The 18,557-nt window shown below is 56.3% G+C and carries 15 protein-coding genes; 6 read left to right on the forward strand and 9 right to left on the reverse strand.

The window, feature by feature from the left end; translation table 11 throughout:
- Nucleotides 1-221 precede the first annotated feature (221 nt).
- From PG722_RS05195 to PG722_RS05215, 5 genes are all read left to right on the forward strand, one after another.
- A complete protein-coding gene (locus tag PG722_RS05195) occupies nt 222-662 on the forward strand; it encodes an ACT domain-containing protein (protein ID WP_117489913.1) in 441 nt (146 codons plus the stop codon).
- 52 nt (nt 663-714) lie between these two features.
- Nucleotides 715-1,926, forward strand: a complete 1,212-nt coding sequence (locus tag PG722_RS05200; protein WP_270579866.1) for a homoserine dehydrogenase — start codon at nt 715-717, stop codon at nt 1,924-1,926.
- Nucleotides 1,927-1,941: 15 nt separating this feature from the next.
- Nucleotides 1,942-2,832 (forward strand): homoserine kinase, encoded by an 891-nt coding sequence (thrB, locus tag PG722_RS05205; protein ID WP_117751782.1) that lies wholly within the window; start codon nt 1,942-1,944, stop codon nt 2,830-2,832.
- Nucleotides 2,833-2,886: 54 nt separating this feature from the next.
- Nucleotides 2,887-4,095, forward strand: coding sequence for an aspartate kinase (locus PG722_RS05210; RefSeq protein ID WP_118360694.1), 1,209 nt, complete (start codon nt 2,887-2,889; stop codon nt 4,093-4,095).
- Between the two features lie 337 nt (nt 4,096-4,432).
- Nucleotides 4,433-5,494: a helix-turn-helix domain-containing protein gene (locus PG722_RS05215; RefSeq protein ID WP_270579867.1), complete on the forward strand. Its 1,062-nt coding sequence runs from the start codon at nt 4,433-4,435 to the stop codon at nt 5,492-5,494.
- A gap of 29 nt (nt 5,495-5,523) precedes the next feature.
- Here the strand turns inward: PG722_RS05215 and PG722_RS05220 are convergent, their stop codons facing one another.
- The 9 genes from PG722_RS05220 to PG722_RS05260 form a co-directional block, all read right to left on the reverse strand.
- Nucleotides 5,524-6,174 carry a ComF family protein gene (locus PG722_RS05220; protein WP_270579868.1) on the reverse strand — a complete coding sequence of 217 codons (651 nt, stop codon included), beginning with the start codon at nt 6,172-6,174 and terminating at the stop codon, nt 5,524-5,526.
- A 72-nt stretch (nt 6,175-6,246) separates the two neighbouring features.
- Nucleotides 6,247-7,425 carry an LL-diaminopimelate aminotransferase gene (locus PG722_RS05225; RefSeq protein WP_270579869.1) on the reverse strand — a complete coding sequence of 393 codons (1,179 nt, stop codon included), beginning with the start codon at nt 7,423-7,425 and terminating at the stop codon, nt 6,247-6,249.
- Nucleotides 7,415-9,031 carry a CTP synthase gene (locus PG722_RS05230; protein ID WP_110436139.1) on the reverse strand — a complete coding sequence of 539 codons (1,617 nt, stop codon included), beginning with the start codon at nt 9,029-9,031 and terminating at the stop codon, nt 7,415-7,417. Before PG722_RS05230 ends, PG722_RS05225 begins: the two co-directional genes overlap by 11 nt.
- Entirely contained in the window at nt 9,028-9,873 is an 846-nt protein-coding gene (gene dapF, locus PG722_RS05235; protein WP_318261265.1) for a diaminopimelate epimerase, read from the reverse strand. The genes PG722_RS05230 and dapF overlap by 4 nt, the downstream gene beginning before the upstream one ends.
- Nucleotides 9,874-10,207: 334 nt before the next feature.
- Nucleotides 10,208-10,780, reverse strand: a complete 573-nt coding sequence (locus tag PG722_RS05240) for an ANTAR domain-containing response regulator (RefSeq protein WP_270579871.1) — start codon at nt 10,778-10,780, stop codon at nt 10,208-10,210.
- Between the two features lie 37 nt (nt 10,781-10,817).
- Entirely contained in the window at nt 10,818-12,137 is a 1,320-nt protein-coding gene (locus PG722_RS05245; protein ID WP_118478894.1) for a glutamine synthetase family protein, read from the reverse strand.
- A 433-nt stretch (nt 12,138-12,570) separates the two neighbouring features.
- Nucleotides 12,571-13,299 (reverse strand): glutamate synthase, encoded by a 729-nt coding sequence (locus PG722_RS05250; RefSeq protein ID WP_270579872.1) that lies wholly within the window; start codon nt 13,297-13,299, stop codon nt 12,571-12,573.
- Nucleotides 13,300-13,318: 19 nt separating this feature from the next.
- Nucleotides 13,319-14,824 carry a glutamate synthase-related protein gene (locus tag PG722_RS05255; protein ID WP_110436144.1) on the reverse strand — a complete coding sequence of 502 codons (1,506 nt, stop codon included), beginning with the start codon at nt 14,822-14,824 and terminating at the stop codon, nt 13,319-13,321.
- The gene (locus PG722_RS05260) at nt 14,824-15,921 is read right to left on the reverse strand and encodes a class II glutamine amidotransferase (protein ID WP_270579873.1); all 1,098 of its coding nucleotides are present in this window, start codon (nt 15,919-15,921) and stop codon (nt 14,824-14,826) included. The genes PG722_RS05255 and PG722_RS05260 overlap by 1 nt, the downstream gene beginning before the upstream one ends.
- 475 nt (nt 15,922-16,396) lie before the next feature.
- On the opposite strand from PG722_RS05260, the gene PG722_RS05265 reads away from it, so the two are divergent.
- Nucleotides 16,397-18,475 (forward strand): glutamine synthetase III family protein, encoded by a 2,079-nt coding sequence (locus PG722_RS05265; RefSeq protein ID WP_270579915.1) that lies wholly within the window; start codon nt 16,397-16,399, stop codon nt 18,473-18,475.
- Nucleotides 18,476-18,557: the final 82 nt, after the last annotated feature.

The raw sequence follows: 18,557 nt of genomic DNA on the forward strand, positions 1-18,557 counted from the left end.
TCTCCGATTGTTTACAGATGTAAACATAGTATAACACAAAATAAAGCAAAAAGCCACTTACACTTTTCACAGGAAAAGCGGGAGCTTTTGACAGAAGTAACAAAACACTCGTCGGAATTTAGGGAAATTTATCAGTTATTCTCTTGCGCTCGGTGGATGGATATGGTATGATAGATGAGCGTGAAAAAGACAAGTGTCTTTTTAGGGAGGACAGACATCGCATGATAAAACCAAAGTATTATCTCGTGGAGCGCACCCTGCTGCCGGAGGTATTTCAGCGCGTGATCGAAGCGAATGAAGCCATCGCTTCGGGCAAGGCGGCTACGGCAAGCGAAGCGGCAAAGATCGCCGGTCTGTCGCGCAGTGCGTATTACAAATATAAGGACGGCGTTCGCCCTTTCTTTGAGGCGACCACCGACCGTATCGTCACCTACCATTTCATGCTGCACGATCAGCCGGGTGTTCTGTCGAGCATCCTAGGACTGATGGCACGCTCGGGTGCAAACCTGCTGACGGTGAACCAGTCCATTCCGATGAGAGGAATGGCATCGGTCACCATTTCGGCCCGCACCGGTGAGATGAAATACTCATCCGAAGAGCTTGTGCATCGCGCAGAAGCAATGGAAGGCGTCAGCAAAGTGGAAATTCTGGCATCTGAATGACCGTCCGACGGTATACAGAACGCTAATTTAACTGATGAAAGGAAATCAGCATATGATTAAAGTAGCAATCATGGGACACGGCACTGTCGGTTCGGGCGTATACGAGGTTTTCGACATGAATGCCGAAAAGATCGCCAAGACCGTTGGCGAGCCGGTTGAGGTAAAGTATGTCCTCGACCTGCGCGACTTCTCCTCTCTGCCGTATGGCAATAAATTTGTAACCGATTTCTCTGTCATCGAGAACGACCCCGAGGTAACGGTCGTTGCCGAGGTGATGGGCGGCGTGGGCGCTGCATATCAGTTCACCAAGCGCTGCCTCGAGGCTGGCAAGAGCGTATGCACCTCCAACAAGGAACTGGTCGCTACCAAGGGTGAGGAGCTGCTCAAGATTGCCGAGGAGCACGGCGTAAACTACATGTTCGAGGCATCCGTCGGCGGCGGCATCCCGGTCATCCGTCCGATGCTGCAGTGCCTGGCTGCCAACGAGTTTAACGAAATCTGCGGCATTCTGAACGGCACGACCAACTACATTCTCACCCAGATGATCCACAACGGCGTTACCTTTGCGGATGCACTCAAGCAGGCACAGCTCAACGGCTATGCCGAGAAGGACCCGACCGCTGACATCGAGGGTCACGACGCCTGCCGCAAGATCTGCATTCTGTCCGACCTCGCTTACGGCGATAAGTTCGATCCGGATCAGGTTTCCTGCGAGGGCATCACTAAGATCACCCTCGAGGACGTAGCAAACGCCGACAAGCTGGGCTGCGTTATCAAGCTGCTGGGCCGCTCGGTCCGCTGCGAGGACGGCACCGCTTACGCTTATGTTGCACCGCATCTCATCCACAAGGAAAGCCCGTTGGCCGCTGTTGAGGATGTATTCAACGCCATCATGATCGACGGCAATGCGACCGGTGAGGTTATGTTCTACGGCAAGGGCGCCGGCAAGCTGGCTACCGCTTCCGCTGTTGTTGCCGATATGTTGGACAGCATCGAGCACAAGGACAACCGCCGCCGTATCTTCTGGGGCGATGGCTCCAAGAATCTGCTCCGTCCGCTGGATACCCTCCAGAGTGCATGGTACGTTCGCTTCAAGGGCGCACAGAAGGATGTTGAGGAGCTGCTGCCGGTTGAGAGTCTGACTGAGCCTGCTGAGGGCGTATTCGTGGTTCAGACCCGCAAGCTGTCCACCGCAGAGATGAACGCCGCAGCCGAAAAGCTGAACGCACGCGGTGAAGTTCGTGCGGCAATGCGTATTCTGTAAAGGAGAGAAAATACAATGGTTCGTGTAACCGTTCCTGCTACGAGCGCCAATATGGGCTCGGGCTATGACAGCATCGGCATTGCGCTCGAGCTGTACAACGTGATCGACCTCGCAGAGAACGATCATATTGATATTTCGGATAAAAACGGTCAGTATGTTCCGCAGGACGAGAGCAACCTGATCTATCAGTGTGCGAAGCGCGTCTACGACGAGTGCGGCAAGCCGCTTTCCGGTCTGACCATCGTTGAGGACTGCGCTATCCCGCAGACCCGCGGCCTTGGCTCGTCCTCGGCGTGCACGGTTGCGGGTATCATGGGTGCAAACATGCTGCTCGGTGAGCCGCTCGACCGCAACGCGGTCATTGATCTGGCGGCTACCATCGAGGGTCATCCGGATAACTCCACACCGGCGATCCTCGGCGGCTTCTGCGTGGCGCTGCTCGAAAACGGCCATGTGCATCACGTTCGTGTACCGGTTCACGGCGCAATCGACTTCGTGGTATTCATTCCGGATTTCCAGCTGTCCACCGAAAAGGCGCGTGCGGCACTGCCCAAGACCATCGACCATCACGATGCGGTTTACAATCTGGCGCGCGCAGCGCTGCTCGCGGGCAGCCTGACCACCGGCAAGCTGGAAAACCTTGATGCGGCAACCGGTGACTGTCTGCACCAGCCGTACCGTTTCGGTCTGATTGAAAACGGTGAGGACATCGTGCGTGAGGCCAAGAAGCTGGGTGCACTCGGCGCTTTCATTTCCGGCGCAGGCCCGTCCATCGTGGCGATCGTCTACAAGGGCGACCGCGACTACATCACCCGTGCACAGGAGCTGTGCGAGAAGCTGTATCCGCACTGGAAAGCCGTGCAGCTGCGCTGTGATGAGGTTGGTGCGACCGTAAAACGACTGTAATAGGGGACGGATGAGTGCTCTCGTCCGTGTATATAAGGAGGAAACATAGTTAGTATGAGTCTTATTGTGCAAAAGTTCGGCGGCACTTCGGTTGCCAACACCGAGCGACTGAAGAATGTTGCGGACATTGTTACCAAGACCGCACAGGCAGGCAATCAGGTTGTTGTAGTTGTATCCGCTCAGGGCGATACCACGGATGATCTGATCGTAAAGGCTGCCGAGCTGAACGACCGTCCTTCCAAGCGCGAGATGGACGTTCTGCTTAACACCGGCGAGATGATCTCCATGTCTCTGCTGGCGATGGCCATCCAGAAGCTGGGCTTTCCGGTCGTATCCCTGACCGGCTGGCAGATCGGTCTGGAGACCAACAGCAACTACTCGGATGCCCGCATCAAGCGCATCGCAGGCGATCGCCTCAAGGCAGAGCTGGACAACGGCCGCATCGTTATCGTAGCCGGTTTCCAGGGCATCAACAAGATGGGCGACGTTACCACGCTCGGCCGCGGCGGCTCGGATACCACCGCAGTTGCCATTGCCGCAACGCTCGGCGCGGATCTCTGCCAGATCTATACCGACGTAGACGGCGTTTACACTGCCGATCCGCGCATCGTAAAGGATGCCAAGAAGCTGGACGCCATCACCTATGATGAGATGCTGGAGCTGGCATCTCTGGGCGCACAGGTGCTGCACAACCGTTCGGTTGAGATGGCAAAGAAGTACAATGTCGATCTTGAGGTCGTTTCGAGCTTTACCCGCAATCCGGGTACCAAAGTCAAGGAGGGTTCTAATATGGAAAAACTGCTGGTTTCGGGTGTTGCCCGTGATAATAACTGCGCGCGTGTAGCGATCATCAATCTGGACGATACGCCGGGCACTGCATTCAAGGTATTCTCGCTGATGGCGAAGCACAATGTCAACATCGACATCATCCTCCAGTCCGTAGGCCGCGATAACAAGAAGTCCATCTCGTTCACCATCCGTCAGGACGATGCAGAGCGCGTCGAGAAGATCCTGCGCGACGCGAAGGAGATGCTCGGCTACGAGGATATTTCCATCAACACCAAGGTCGCAAAGGTTTCTATTGTTGGTGCAGGCATGGCTTCCGCTACCGGCGTTGCTTCCAAGATGTTCGAGGCTCTGGCAAGCGCCGGCATCAACATCCGTATGATCTCCACCTCTGAGATCAAGATCTCCGTCCTCATCAACGAGGAGGACAGCGAGAAGGCTGTTAAGGCTATCCACGAGGAGTTCTTCAACGCCTAATTGGGGGCAATACCACACGATTGCATCGGCGGCGTTTGGCGGAAATTTTGTGCGCTGATTTTGTTGCGTTCCCTTGCAATACACAAAGTATTGCTGCGGAACCGCGCCGCATCAGCACGCAAAAGTTACTCGCCAACCGCTCACCGCTGAATCGTGTGGTAATGCCCATAAGTGTTTTCACAGATAGCCTCAAAGTCCCGAAATGCACATTTCGGGACTTTTTTGCAACCGGAAAGACGTACGCAACCGTCGGTTGACAAAAAGAAACGATGGGTTGGTGGCGCTTTTGCGGCATTTCAGGCACACTGGAGACAGAAAAGAAAGGCAGGTGGCAGAGATGACAACAGGTGAGAAAATCGCGGTACTGCGAAAAGAGCAGGGCATGAGTCAGGAGGCGCTCGGCGAAAAGCTGGGTCTCAGCCGTCAGGCGGTCAGCAAGTGGGAGGCCGATCAGGCAGTGCCCACGATGGATAATTTAATGGAACTGAGCAAGCTGTTCGGCGTTCCGGTGGATACGTTGCTGCGTCCGGATGCGGAGCTAATGCCAAAGGCAGAGGACTCGGATGAATCGTGGCCGGGTGCAGAGAACCAGCCGGTCAGGAACGGAAACCGCAAGTGGAAAATTGCGGCAATCGCAGCGGCGGGACTGCTGTGCGTCAGCGTGGTATGCAGCGCGGTCAGCCTGTGGCGCGTGCTCGCCATGCAGCAGCAGATCGACACGCTGCGGATGCAGAGCGGGCCGAGCACGATTTACTATCCGGATAATACGAGCGCTGAGAACAGCGATTTAGCCGACTGGTCGGAGAATATCGAGGTAGACCCGGATCACAACGAAAATCTTCTTGTCACAGTGAGCGCCGTGCCGAAAGAAATGCGGGACGGCGAAACCGCAAAGTTTGTTGTCCGCAGCGGCGATCAGTCGTGGGAGTGCGACGCAGAAAACAAGAACGGTTACAGCGGCGAAATCAGCGTGCCGCTGGTGGATACGTTTTCTGTTTATTTGACGCTGACAAGTACGGACGGAGAAATCCGTAATATTATGGTTGCCTCTGAGTATGACCTGAAGCAGCGTTTTTCTCTCGAAGTGCGTGCGTGGTGGGAGAACGGTAGCTTTAGCTTTAATGGTAAGACCACATCAGCCAGCGGCAATGTGGCAACGTATATTTACTGCGGCGATGACAGTGTGACACCGGTCAGTGGTCGTATATTGCTGTATCAGAACGGAAAACAAATCAAAGAACAGAAGATAGAGAATATAGAAACAGGATTCGGTGGAGACGTTTATTATTATACACAGGTTGACTGGCGTGATCTGGAAGGTGGATTTGATCAGTACCAGCTGAAAGCCGAGATTACCGACAATTACAGCAGAGTGTACAGCAGTGAGTTTTTTCGCTAACAAAAAAGACCGCGAAAGCGGTCTTTTTGTTATTTCCTCGGTGTAAATGTCGCGGCAAGGACGTAAACACGGCTTGCGCCCATCTCCCGCAGAGTCTTGACGGCGGCAGCGGCTGTTGCTCCGGTGGTGATAATATCATCGACTAACACGACGGATTTTCCGGTCAAGTCCACGCCGCCCTTCGGCAGAACGGCGTTCTCTGCGTTGCTCTGCCGCGCGGCGTAATCCTTCTGCGCGGACTGCTTGCCGACAAACCATCGCTTGCGCAAGGTGGCTTCGCATGGAAGAGAAAGCGGCTTTGCCGTCAGCTTTGCAAGCAGCTCCGCCTGATTGTACCCGCGCTTGCGGTAGTGCAGGAATCCAATCGGCATGTAGGTAATCAAATCCGGCTGCCAGTCGTCCAGCTGTGATGTGAGGGCCACGGACATTTGCGCCGCGAACCAGTCTGCACAGTAGGCGGCGCTGCTGAACTTGAACCGCTTCATGGCATTTTGCACGGTGCCGCGGTAATACAGCGGAGCGATCGTACCGTCCGCTCCGGCGATGGAGATGACCTCATTGCAGCGGTATTCCCGCCGGACTGCGGCGGCACAGTCCGGACAAAGCTGCAGCGTGCGGCTGGTCGTCACCGGAAAATCCGCGCCGCATAAAACGCACCTGTGACCATAAAGAATGCCCATCGAATCACCTCAACTATACAAAAAGAGCTGTCCGCGCGGGACAGCTCTTTGATTATGCGATATTGCGGAAACTTACTTTTTGAGGAGTTTCTTGAGTCTCTCAGCAGCTTCCTTGGTGCGTGCCTGATCGCCGAATGCGGTCAGACGGAAGAAGCTGTCGCCGTTCTTGCCGAAGCCTGCACCCGGCGTACCAACGACGTTGGCATTCTCAAGCAGGTAGTCGAAGAAGGTCCAGGAATCCATGCCGTTCGGGCACTTGAGCCACAGGTACGGGCTGCTCTTGCCGCCGGTGTACCAGATACCCAGCTCATCGAGGGTCTCAGCCAGAACCTTGGCGTTCTGCTTGTAGTAGCCGAGGGTCTCCTTGATCTGCTTCATGCCTTCCTCGGTGAAGCAGGCAGCAGCGCCGCGCTGTACGATATACGGAACGCCGTTGAACTTGGTGGTCTGACGGCGCAGCCACATCTTGTTCAGCTTGCCGTCCAGCAGAGCGGTCGGAACAACGGTCCAGCCGCAGCGGGTGCCGGTGAAGCCTGCCATCTTGGAGAAGGAGCAGAACTCGATTGCACAGGACTTAGCGCCTTCGATCTCGTAAATGGAGCGCGGCAGAGTCTCATCCTCGATGAAGCACTCGTAAGCTGCGTCATACAGGATAACGGCGTTCTGCTTGTTGGCGTAATCTACCCAAGCCTTCAGACCTGCACGGTCGTAAGCAGCGCCGGTCGGGTTGTTCGGAGAGCAGATATAGATGATGTCGCACTGAACAGACTCGTCCGGCAGCGGCAGGAAGCCGTTTGCCTCGTTTGCGTCAGCGAATACGATCTTGCGGCCCGCCATAACGTTGGTATCAACGTAAACCGGGTAAACCGGGTCCGGAACCAGAACAGTGTTGTCGGTACCGAAAATGTCGAGGATGTTGCCGAGGTCGCTCTTTGCGCCGTCCGAGATGAAGATCTCATTGGTAGCGAGCTCTACGCCGTGGGTTTTGTAGTAGCCGACCAGTGCTTCGTGCAGGAAGCCGTAGCCCTGCTCATCGCCGTAGCCGTGGAAGGTCTCCTGCTTGGCCTGATCCTCAACGGCTGCGTGCAGTGCGTCGATAACAGCCGGTACCAGCGGACGGGTTACGTCGCCGATGCCCAGACGGATGATATCAGCCTCCGGATGTGCTTCGGAGTACTCACGCACCTTGCGTGCGATGGTGGAGAACAGATAGCTCTGCTCGAGATTGTCGTAGTTCTTGTTAGTCTGCATTGTTGTTCTGGCTCCTTTTCAGAGATGCCGCGACGAACGCCTTGAACAGGGGATGAGCGCGGTTGGGACGGGACTTGAACTCGGGGTGGAACTGTACGCCGATATAGAACGGATGGTTCGGGATCTCAACGGTCTCCACAAGCTCGCCGGTCGGCGAGGTGCCCGTGATCTGCATGCCCTTATTTTCAATCTCCTCGCGGAAATTGTTGTTGAACTCGTAACGGTGGCGGTGACGCTCGGAAATCATTTCCTCGCCGTACGCCGATGCCATGATAGTATTCGGACGGATCTTGCACGGATAAGCGCCCAGACGCATCGTGCCGCCCTTCTTGGAGATGCCCTGCTGGCTCTCCATCAGGTCGATGACCGGATGGGTGGAATCCGGGTCAAACTCGCTGGAGTTTGCATCCGCGTAGCCGAGCACGTTGCGTGCGTAGCTCATAACCGCGATCTGCATGCCGAGGCAGATGCCGAAGTAGGGGATACCCTGCGTGCGCGCATAGTTTGCTGCACAAATCATGCCTTCCACGCCGCGTGCGCCGAAGCCGCCCGGCAGGATGATGCCGTCAACCTCACCGAGCAGCTTGTCCACGGTGGAGTCGTTGATCTCCTCGGAGTCTACCCAGTCAATGTCAACGAAGCAGCCGGTTTCGTAGCCGCCGTGCTGCAGCGCCTCTGCAACCGAGAGATATGCGTCGTGCAGCTTGACGTACTTGCCGACCAGTGCAATCTTGACGTGGTTCTTGCGGGCGGCAATGCGCTCGAGCATTTCCTGCCACTCGGTCATATCGCCCTTGCCTGCGCCGATGGACAGCTCACGGCAGACGATGTCGGACAGATGGCTCTCCTCGAGCATCATCGGTGCCTGATACAGAACCGGCAGGGTGCGGTTTTCGATTACGCAGTCCTCCGGCACGGTGCAGAACATGGAAATCTTGCGCTTGATATCGTCATCCATCGGCTGGTCAACGCGGGCTACGATGATGTCCGGAGAGATGCCCAGACCGCGCAGCTCCTTAACCGAGTGCTGGGTCGGCTTGGACTTCGGCTCATTGGAGCCGGAGATGAACGGAACCAGCGTTACATGGATGAACAGGCAGTTGCGGCGGCCAACCTCAGCAGCAACCTGACGGATCGCCTCGAGGAACGGCTGGGACTCAATATCGCCGGTGGTGCCGCCAATCTCGGTGATAACAACGTCAGCCGAGGTCTTTTTGCCTACCGAGTAGATGAAAGACTTGATCTCGTTGGTGATGTGCGGAATAACCTGCACGGTCTCACCGAGGTACTCGCCGGCGCGCTCCTTGTTCAGAACATTCCAGTATACCTTGCCGGTGGTCAGGTTGGAGAACTTGTTCAGGTCCTCGTCGATGAAGCGCTCGTAGTGGCCGAGGTCGAGGTCGGTCTCTGCGCCGTCGTCGGTAACGTAAACCTCGCCGTGCTGGAACGGGCTCATCGTGCCCGGGTCTACGTTGATGTAGGGATCGAGCTTCTGCGCTGCAATTTTCAAGCCGCGGCTTTTCAGCAGACGGCCGAGAGATGCGGCAGTAATGCCCTTGCCCAGACCGGAAACTACGCCGCCGGTCACGAAGATGTACTTTGTCATATCTCAATTTCCCCCTTGAATACGGTCGTTGCCGCGCCCGTCATGAACACGGTTTCATCTGTATAGCGAATGGTGAGGTCGCCGCCGCGCAGGTGCACGACGATATCCTCGTTTTTGTTTGCAAAGCCGTTCAGACATGCTGCCACGCCGGTCGCACAGGAGCCGGTGCCGCACGCCCATGTTTCACCGGAACCGCGCTCCCAGACGCGCATTTTCAGGCTGCCGTCCGGCAGGACGTTGACAAACTCGGTGTTGACACGCTCCGGAAACAGCGGATGATGCTCGAACTTGGGGCCGATGCGCGTAAGGTCGAGGTCGTCCACATCCTCCTTCTGGAAGATAACGCAGTGCGGGTTGCCCATGGAAACGCAAGTCATGTGGTAGACCTTTTCGTCCACAACGATGGGTGCGCTGATGACATTCTCGCCGTCCATATCAACGGGAATCTCCCGCGGAGCAAGAATGGCTGCACCCATGTCCACGCGGGCGGACTGCATTTTGCCGTCCTTGACGGTCAGCTCAAGCGTTTTTACGCCGGAAAGCGTGTCAATGGTGATGGTGGTGCGGCCATCGGTCATGCCGTTGTCGTACAGGTACTTGCCCACGCAGCGGATGCCGTTGCCGCACATTTTTCCCTCCGAGCCGTCGGCGTTGAAGATACGCATCTGCGCATCCGCCTTGTCGGAAGGAGAAATAAGGATAATGCCGTCGCCGCCGATACCGAAGTGCGGTTCACTGAGCTTGATCGAAAGCGACTCGGGATCGGGCACAGTCTGGTCGAAGCAATTAAAATAGATATAATTGTTGCCGCAGCCGTGCATCTTGGTGAAAGCCAGCTTCACACGGATTCCCTCCTTAGAAAATAACAAAATGGCATATAGGCAGGGAAAGACAGAGCTTCTCTGCTCATACACCATTTAGTATATCATAATCTGTCGGGAATTTCTCTATAAAATCGAAAAAACCGAAAAAATTTTCGCGTGAGATATGAGATGGTTTTATAGCAATCCAAACAAATACTGCACCAAGTGCGCGTATACAGCACGCAAATACCATCGTCAATTTGCTTTACTATGCGACAGCATAGCTGCATCAAATTTCCTTGCTCTTTGCGCGCTGTATGCGCTACTTTTGGCGCATTATTCATTTGAATTGCTATAAGCGGTATCGCACAAATCACGGCGTTTTTCCACCGATGATATCCTCGGCGATATCTCGCTTGGAGCGACGCTGGTTCATAGCCTGCTGCTCGATGTAGGAATGCGCCTCCGGCTCGGTCATGCCGCAGCACTCGATGAGCAGACACTTGGCGCGGTCCACCTGACGGATATCCTCAATGCGCTTTTGCAGACGGCGGTTTTCGCTCTGCAGGCCGGTCAGACGGCTGCGCGCGGCGCGCGTCATGCGGAGCGCCTGCATGAACAGTACGCGCGAGAGCGGCTTGGGTACGACGAACACGCCGTCGTCCTCGACCTTTTCGGCAACACTGTCCGCAATCTCGGCCTTAGCGAGCAGGATCACGCCGGAAAGCGTATCATTTGCAGCCTGCTGTGCCAGTTCATGCCCGAATTCATCGGGCAGCGGCGTGTTGACGAGTACGAGGTCGAACAAGCCGTCCACCAGCATGCGCCGGGCCTCCGCACCGGAGGAAGCAGGTGCAAGCTGAGCCTGTACGCCGCAGGACGTTAAAAACTGGGAAAGCATGGTGCGGGATTTTTCGGTTGCAGAAACGAGAAGAATGCGTTCCATGCGGTGTGCTCCTCCTTTCAAACGGTATTATGTGGGATTAGTAGCGTTCAAAATAGAGGGAGCGTTCGGCAGCCGTGCGGTCGTCGGCAAGCACGATGCGGTCGTGTTCGGCCTGCTTGGCCGCGAAAAAGGCCGTGCGTGCCTTTTCGGGCAGGTACTTGGTGATAAAGTCGCTGTCCTTGGCGATGCGGATCGCATCGCACAGGGCGCCGGGCAGAGTCTCGTAACGGGCGCGTACCTCGTCGGAGGCGGTGAACAGGTTTTCGTCGCAGGCGGGCGGCAGGGGCAGTCCCTGCTCGATGCCGTCCAGACCGGCGTGGATGAGCAGCGCAAATACGATGTACGGGTTGATGCAGCCGTCGAACGCACGCAGTTTGAAGCGGTGCGCCGTGCTGTCCTCGGAGAGCGGTACGGTGATGAGCGGACGGCTGTTCTGATGCGACCAGGTGATGTACTTGGGCGCTTCAAACTCGCCCAGACGCTGGAACGAGTTGGTGAGCGGATTGCAGAAGATGGTCATCTCGGCAGCACGCTGCAGAATGCCCGCCACAAAGCTCTGGCCCTCGGCAGATTCTTCAAACGAGGGCTGGAACAGATTCTTGCCGTTTTTGTTTATCGAAACAGACAGATGCAGTCCGCTGCCCGGCGCATGCGGGAGCGGCTTGGGCAGGAAGGACGCAAACAGGCCGCTTGAGGACGCCATGGACTTGACGACCCACTTGAAGGTGACGAAATTGTCGGCCGCTTCAAGGGCTTCGGCGTAGCGGAAGTCAACCTCGTTCTGGCCGGGACCCTGCTCGTGGTGCGAGGACTCCGGCTGGATGTTCATCTCCTCAAGCGTCAGGCAGATCTGGCGGCGCACGTTTTCCGCCTTGTCGAGCGGCGCTACATCGAAATACTCGCCGTGATCGTGCGGAATGGTGGTTGGATGGCCGTTTTCATCCAGCTCGAACAGGTAAAACTCGCTTGCCGTGCCCATGGTCAGCGAGTAGCCTGCGCGGCGCGCACGGCGGTTGGCCTCACGCAGCAAATGACGGCCGTCGCCCTCGAACGGCGTGCCGTCCGGATAGCGAATGTCGCAGTAAAAGCGCACTACACGGCCCTGAGCCGGCCGCCACGGCAGAACGGAAAGCGTTGCCGGATCGGGAAACAGCAGCAGATCAGACGCTTCTACATTGAGAAAGCCGCGCAGCGCCGCTGCGTTGAAGTGGATGCCCTGCTCGAAAGCGCGTTCCAGCTCGGTCGGCATGATGGCGATGTTCTTCTGGTTGCCGAAAATATCGCAAAACGCAAGACGAATGAACTTTACGTCGTTCTCCTGAATAAATTGTACGACTTCGCTCATGGTGGTGTCCATAGGGCAAGCCTCCTTTTCATAATGTATCTTGAGGAATAAATTTTTTGCTAAAGAATGCGGAATGGGTGCCAAACCTTGGCTGGGGCACCAAAAGGATAGACACCAAGGTTTCTATCCTCTTGGGACTCCAGTTTCCTTTATTTCATAGTCTGGCGAAAATCAGAGAGCGGCGACCGCTTCGAAAAGGGGAACGGCAGAGGATTTTTTCTACCGCAGGGGAGCACAGTGTACTCCCCTGTCGAAACCCATACACAGTGTCAGATACCGTTCTGCTACACATACGGTTAAATCAACGCAGGTGCGACAGAACAGTGTCGCACAATTCGTTTGCGTGTTGTTACGGACGGCACCTGCGAGTTACACCTATCAGGTAACTCCCATCTCCTCATTTCCAACTCCTGCCTTGCAGGAGTTTTTCACTCTGAGAGCAAAATCAAGCCTCAAAGGTATAAAGCTGCTTATACCCTGCCTCCGGGTTCGGCGTGAGGACGAAATACTTCTGCGAAAGCAGATCCTCCGCGTCTGCACCGAACAGCTGCGCGTATTCCTTGATATACGGTGCAAATTCGGTCATATCGTCCGCGGAGACCTCGTTCACGAGGACCTGACGCGGCAGATCGGTCGGTGCTTTATCACATCTTAACACAATTTTGCCGCCGTGCATACCGGTTCCGCAGAAATTGTTGACCGGGTACGCGCCGTTCTGGCCGATGCCGAGCACAAGGATGAGACCGCCGGCGAGATACTCGCCGAGGAACGAACCCGCCTTACCGCCGACTACCATAACAGGGAAGTGCTGCTGGTAGGCTTTCATGTGGATGCCGGCGCGGTAGCCGCAGTCGCCCTTGATATAGATCTTGCCGCCGCGCATCGCGTAGCCGCAGGCATCGCCCACGCTGCCGTGCACAACGATCTCACCGGCGTTCATGGTGTCGCCGACGGCCTCCTGCGCGTTGCCGAAGACCTCGATGGTGGAGCCGTTCAGATACTGGCCGAGACCGTTGCCTGCCGTGCCGTGCACGGTGATCTTGCGGTCGGTAGAGCCGCAGCCGATGTAGCGCTGGCCGATCACGTTCTCAACCGTGATCTCGCTGTCCTGCGCTGCGCGGATCTGCTCGTTTAGTTGTTTATAATAGGTAAGTCCTGCCTGTACAGTTGTCATTTTCGCGCACCTCCTGTGCTTATTCGCCTGCGTGCTTGATGCCGAGGATGTTCAGCTCACGGTCGGTCAGGCCGATGCCGCGCAGCATGAGACGGTTGCCGCGCAGTGCCTCGATGGAGTTGATGCCCATGCCGCCCATCATTTCCTTGAGCTCGTGATCCCATGCGGTAAGCAGGTTGATGAGACGCTGGGAGCCGATATCCGGATTCAGGCGTTTGACCAGCTCCGGACGCTGGGTTGCAATGCCCCAGTTGCACTTGCCGGTCTGGCAGGTGCGGCACAGGTGGCAGCCCATTGCCAGCAGAGCCGCGGTGCCGATGTAGCATGCGTCCGCGCCGAGCGCGATAGCTTTGAGCAGATCGGCGGAGTTGCGGATGGAGCCGCCGACAACGACCGAAACCTCATCACGGATGCCCTCATCGCGCAGACGCTGATCGACAGCGGCGAGCGCCAGCTCGATCGGGATGCCGACGTTGTCGCGAATGCGGGTCGGAGCTGCACCGGTGCCGCCGCGGTAGCCGTCGATGCAGATGATGTCTGCACCCGAGCGGGCCACGCCGGAAGCGACTGCTGCTACATTATTTACGGCTGCAATCTTGACCATAACCGGCTTCTTATATTCGGTAGCCTCCTTGAGCGAGTAAACCAGCTGACGCAGGTCCTCGATGGAGTAGATATCATGATGCGGCGCCGGAGAGATCGCGTCCGTGCCCTCCGGGATCATACGGGTCTTGGAGATATCTGGGCCGACCTTGAGTCCGGGCAGATGGCCGCCGATACCCGGCTTTGCGCCCTGACCCATCTTGATTTCAATAGCAGCACCGGCTTCGAGGTAATCCTTATGTACGCCGAAACGGCCGGATGCAACCTGCACGATGGTGTGCGGGCCGTACTGGTAGAAGTCCTGATGCAGACCGCCCTCACCGGTATTATAATAGGTGCCGAGCGCGCTTGCAGCGCGTGCGAGTGCGGCATGTGCGTTGTAGGAGATCGAGCCGTAGCTCATTGCGGAGAACATGATCGGCAGGTTGAGCTCCAGCTGCGGCGCCAGATTGGGAACCAGATTGCCGTTCTCGTCACGCTCAATCTTGCCCGGCTTTTTGCCGAGGAAGGTCTTGGTCTCCATCGGCTCGCGCAGCGGGTCGATGGACGGATTGGTAACCTGCGAAGCGTTGATGAGAATTTTATCCCAGTAGATGGGGTGCGGGTCCGGGTTGCCCATCGAGGACAGCAGCACGCCGCCCGAGCCTGCCTGACGGTAAACCTCGGAGATGGCCTTGCCGGTCCAGTTGGCGTTTTCGCGGAACGTGTGGTCGGTCTTTACGATTTTAAGGGCACGGGTCGGGCACAGCGCTACGCAGCGGTGGCAGGCTACGCACTTGGATTCGTCCGCCTGCATGCGGTTGTTGTCGGCGTCCCAAAAGTGTACTTCGTTCGCGCACTGACGCTCGCAGGCGCGGCAGTTGATGCAGCGGTCGTTGTTGCGGACGACCTCATACTGCGGATATAAGAAATCGATAGCCATTACTGGTTCCCTCCGTTCTTCAGATTAACGATGACCGGCTCGCCGCCCTTGGGCGCCCACAGCTTATCCAGCTCAGGCTGGATGACGCGGATCGCGCATTCCTCGGAGGCGATGTATACGGTGTCGTCCTTTTCGCCGACAACCATGCTGCGCAGCTTGAGTCGGTCGTTGAGCGCCATCAGGCCGCCGGTGTAACCGACCAGAATGGAGAACGGACCGGTAACCATCAGCGAAGCGAAGGCATTGCGCAGATAGGTGAGACGCTCGCATTCCTTCGGCTCCTGCTTTTCAATGGTGGACCAGAACGGAGCCGCAATGACATTTGCAATCTCGCTGTACGTCATGCCGAGCTTGCGGCCGAGGTAATCAATAATGTAGGTGATAACCTCGGTGTCGGTCAGCAGATCGCAGGAGTAGCCGAACATCTCGATGAAGCGGCGGTTGGCATCATAAGAGGAAATCTCGCCGTTGTGGACAACGGTGGTATCGAGCAGCGCAAACGGGTGCGCGCCGCCCCACCAGCCCGGTGTGTTGGTCGGATAACGGCCGTGGCAGGTCCAGGAGTAGGCCTCGTAGTTTTCCAGCATGTAGTACTCGCCGACGTCCTCGGGAAAGCCGTTTGCCTTGAAAACGCCCATGTTCTTGCCGGAGGAGAAGATGTAGGCGCCGTTCAGCGTGTGATTGATGCGGATGACAAAGCGGGAGGTGAACTCACGCTCCTCGAGCTGGCTGGCTGCCAGCTTGGTCGGCAGGGGCGTGACGAAGTAGCGCCAGATCATCGGGGCATCCGTGATGCGCGGATGACGTCGGGTCGGGATCTTGGACAGGTTTACAATGTCAAAGTGACGCTCGATCTCGCGCTCGCACTCTTCCTTGGCTGCCTGTGTATCATAGAATACATGGAACGCATAGTAGTCGGCGTATTCAGGGTAGATGCCGTAGCCGGCGAAGCCGCCGCCCAGGCCGTTGGAACGATCGTGCATGGTGCGGATAGAGTCGATAATGCGGGTGCCGTTCTCACGGGTGCCGTCCTTGTGGAAGATACCGGAGATCGCGCAGCCTGCGGGGATGCGGACTTGCCCTTCTTTTTGTAACATGGTGCTTCCTCCTTATATGTTGCGCTGAAATTACGGATTCAGAGAAGCAGGTTTCGGCGGGTGCTTTCAGATAGAAGGCGATATGTACCGGCTGCTTAACAAAATAAAAAGGTGCTCGCCGCAGCAGAGGATCAAAAGCCTTAAATCCTCAGCTATGGCGAACACCTTTGTTCGCTTCATATTTTATAGCAGGGAACCGGGAATCGTCAAGCGCAAAGAACATAAAAAAGTGAATTTTCACATTTTGCACAGGAAGTGACAGTGCGGACAAGCGAAAATTAAGTATGTTGTAGCAAATCTTCCGGAAATGAAAAAAACACCATAATCTCCCTTGACAAAGCAAGGCAGGACGGCTATAATGCAAAGTGTAAACAGCAAAGGCGCTGTGGGCACACGACCCGCAGCGCCTGTTTTGTTTTATTCAGTTTGTTTGCTATTAAAATTAACATATGTAAGGAGCGAACCATTCATGAGCATTACGAATGTTCCCGAGCTGTTCGGCAGCATGGTGTTTAACGACACTGTGATGAAAGAACGTCTTCCCAAGGACGTTTACAAGAAGCTGAAGAAGACCATGCGCGAGGGCACCGCGATCGACGCTGATGTTGCTGCTGTTGTTGCAACGGCAATGAAGGACTGGGCGATCAGCAAGGGTGCAACCCATTACACGCACTGGTTCCAGCCGATGACCGGCATCACCGCCGAGAAGCACGACTCGTTCATCTCTCCGACCGACGACGGTCATGTGATGATGGAGTTCTCCGGCAAGGAGCTGATCAAGGGCGAACCGGACGCATCGTCCTTCCCGTCCGGCGGTCTGCGCGCAACCTTCGAGGCACGCGGCTACACCGCATGGGACCCGACCAGCTACGCATTTGTAAAGGATGGTTCCCTTTACATTCCGACCGCATTCTGCTCCTACACCGGTCAGATCCTCGATAAGAAAACGCCGCTGCTGCGCTCGATGGACGCCATCAGCACGCAGGCGTGCCGCATCCTCAAGCTGTTCGGCAAGGATGTTAAGCGTGTAACCACCACCGTAGGCCCTGAGCAGGAGTACTTCCTGATCGACCGCAAGGATTACACGAAGCGCAAGGACCTGATCTTCACCGGCCGCACTCTGTTTGGTGCAATGCCCCCGAAGGGTCAGGAGATGGACGATCACTACTTTGGTGCACTCCGTCCGCGTGTAGCTGCCTTTATGAAGGATCTTGACGAGGAACTGTGGAAGCTGGGTATCCTCTCCAAGACCAAGCATAACGAGGTTGCACCGTGCCAGCACGAGATGGCGCCGATCTTCTCCACCACCAACATCGCTACTGACCACAATCAGCTGACCATGGAGGTCATGCGCACGGTGGCACAGAAGCACGGCTTCACCTGCCTGCTGCATGAGAAGCCGTTTGAAGGCGTAAATGGTTCCGGCAAGCACAACAACTGGTCGATTTCCACCGATGCAGGCGAGAACCTGCTCGAGCCGGGCAAGAACCCGAGCGAAAACAGCCAGTTCATCCTGTTTCTGACCGCCGTTATCAAGGCTGTTGACGAATATCAGGATCTGCTCCGCATTTCCGTCGCTTCTGCCGGCAACGATCACCGTCTGGGCGCGAACGAGGCGCCTCCGGCGATCATCTCCATGTTCATCGGCGACGAGCTGCAGGCTATTCTGGATTCTATCGAGTCCGGCGAGGACTACACCGACGTTTACAAGACCAAGATGGATCTGGGCGCTGCGGTTCTGCCGGCTATCCCGAAGGACACCACCGACCGCAACCGTACCTCTCCGTTCGCCTTCACCGGCAACAAGTTCGAGTTCCGTTCGCTGGGCTCTGCGGTCAACATCGCGTGCGCAAACGTTATGCTGAACACCGCAGTCGCTGAGGAGCTCCGCCAGTTCGCTGACGAGCTGGAGGGCGCCGAGGACTTCGAGAAGGCGCTGATGGCACTCGTAAAGCGCGAGATCAAGGCGCACAAGCGCATCATCTTCAACGGCAACGGCTACGATGATTCCTGGGTAGAAGAGGCGGAGAAGCGCGGTTTGCTCAACTTCAAGAGTGCAGCGGACGCATTCCCGCATTACGTTGACCAGAAGAACCTCGACCTGTTCGCAAAGCACAACGTTTACACCGCCGAGGAGATCCATTCCCGTATGGAGACCCAGCTTGAGGAGTACAACAAGATCCTGCACATCGAGGCTATGACCATGAGCGATATGGTACGCGAGGAGATCACTCCGGCGTGCATCGCATTTGAGAACGAGCTGGCAGGCACCGTCAATGCCAAGAAGGCAGCAGGCGTTACCGGCGGCATGGAGGTCGGTCTGCTGGGCAAGGTTTCCGAGCTGACCGAGGAGCTGTACACCAAGAGCGCAGCACTCGACGAGGCTGTTGCAGCCGTTCCAACCGATGATAGCCAGAAGGCAGCACATTACTACCACGATGTTGTCATCTCCGCAATGGATGCGGTTCGCGTACCGGCTGATAAGCTGGAGGGTCTGGTAGGCAAGAAGTTCTGGCCGTTCCCGACCTACTCCGACATTCTGTTCTACGTTTAATAGAGCAGACATCAATTACATTCGTTAGAAAATATATTTCTATACACAATGGCGTGTATTTCCGCTGTTCCTTCGGGGATGG

The organism is Butyricicoccus sp. OF27-2pH9A (assembly GCF_027693185.1).
GTDB lineage: Bacteria > Bacillota > Clostridia > Oscillospirales > Butyricicoccaceae > Agathobaculum > Agathobaculum butyriciproducens.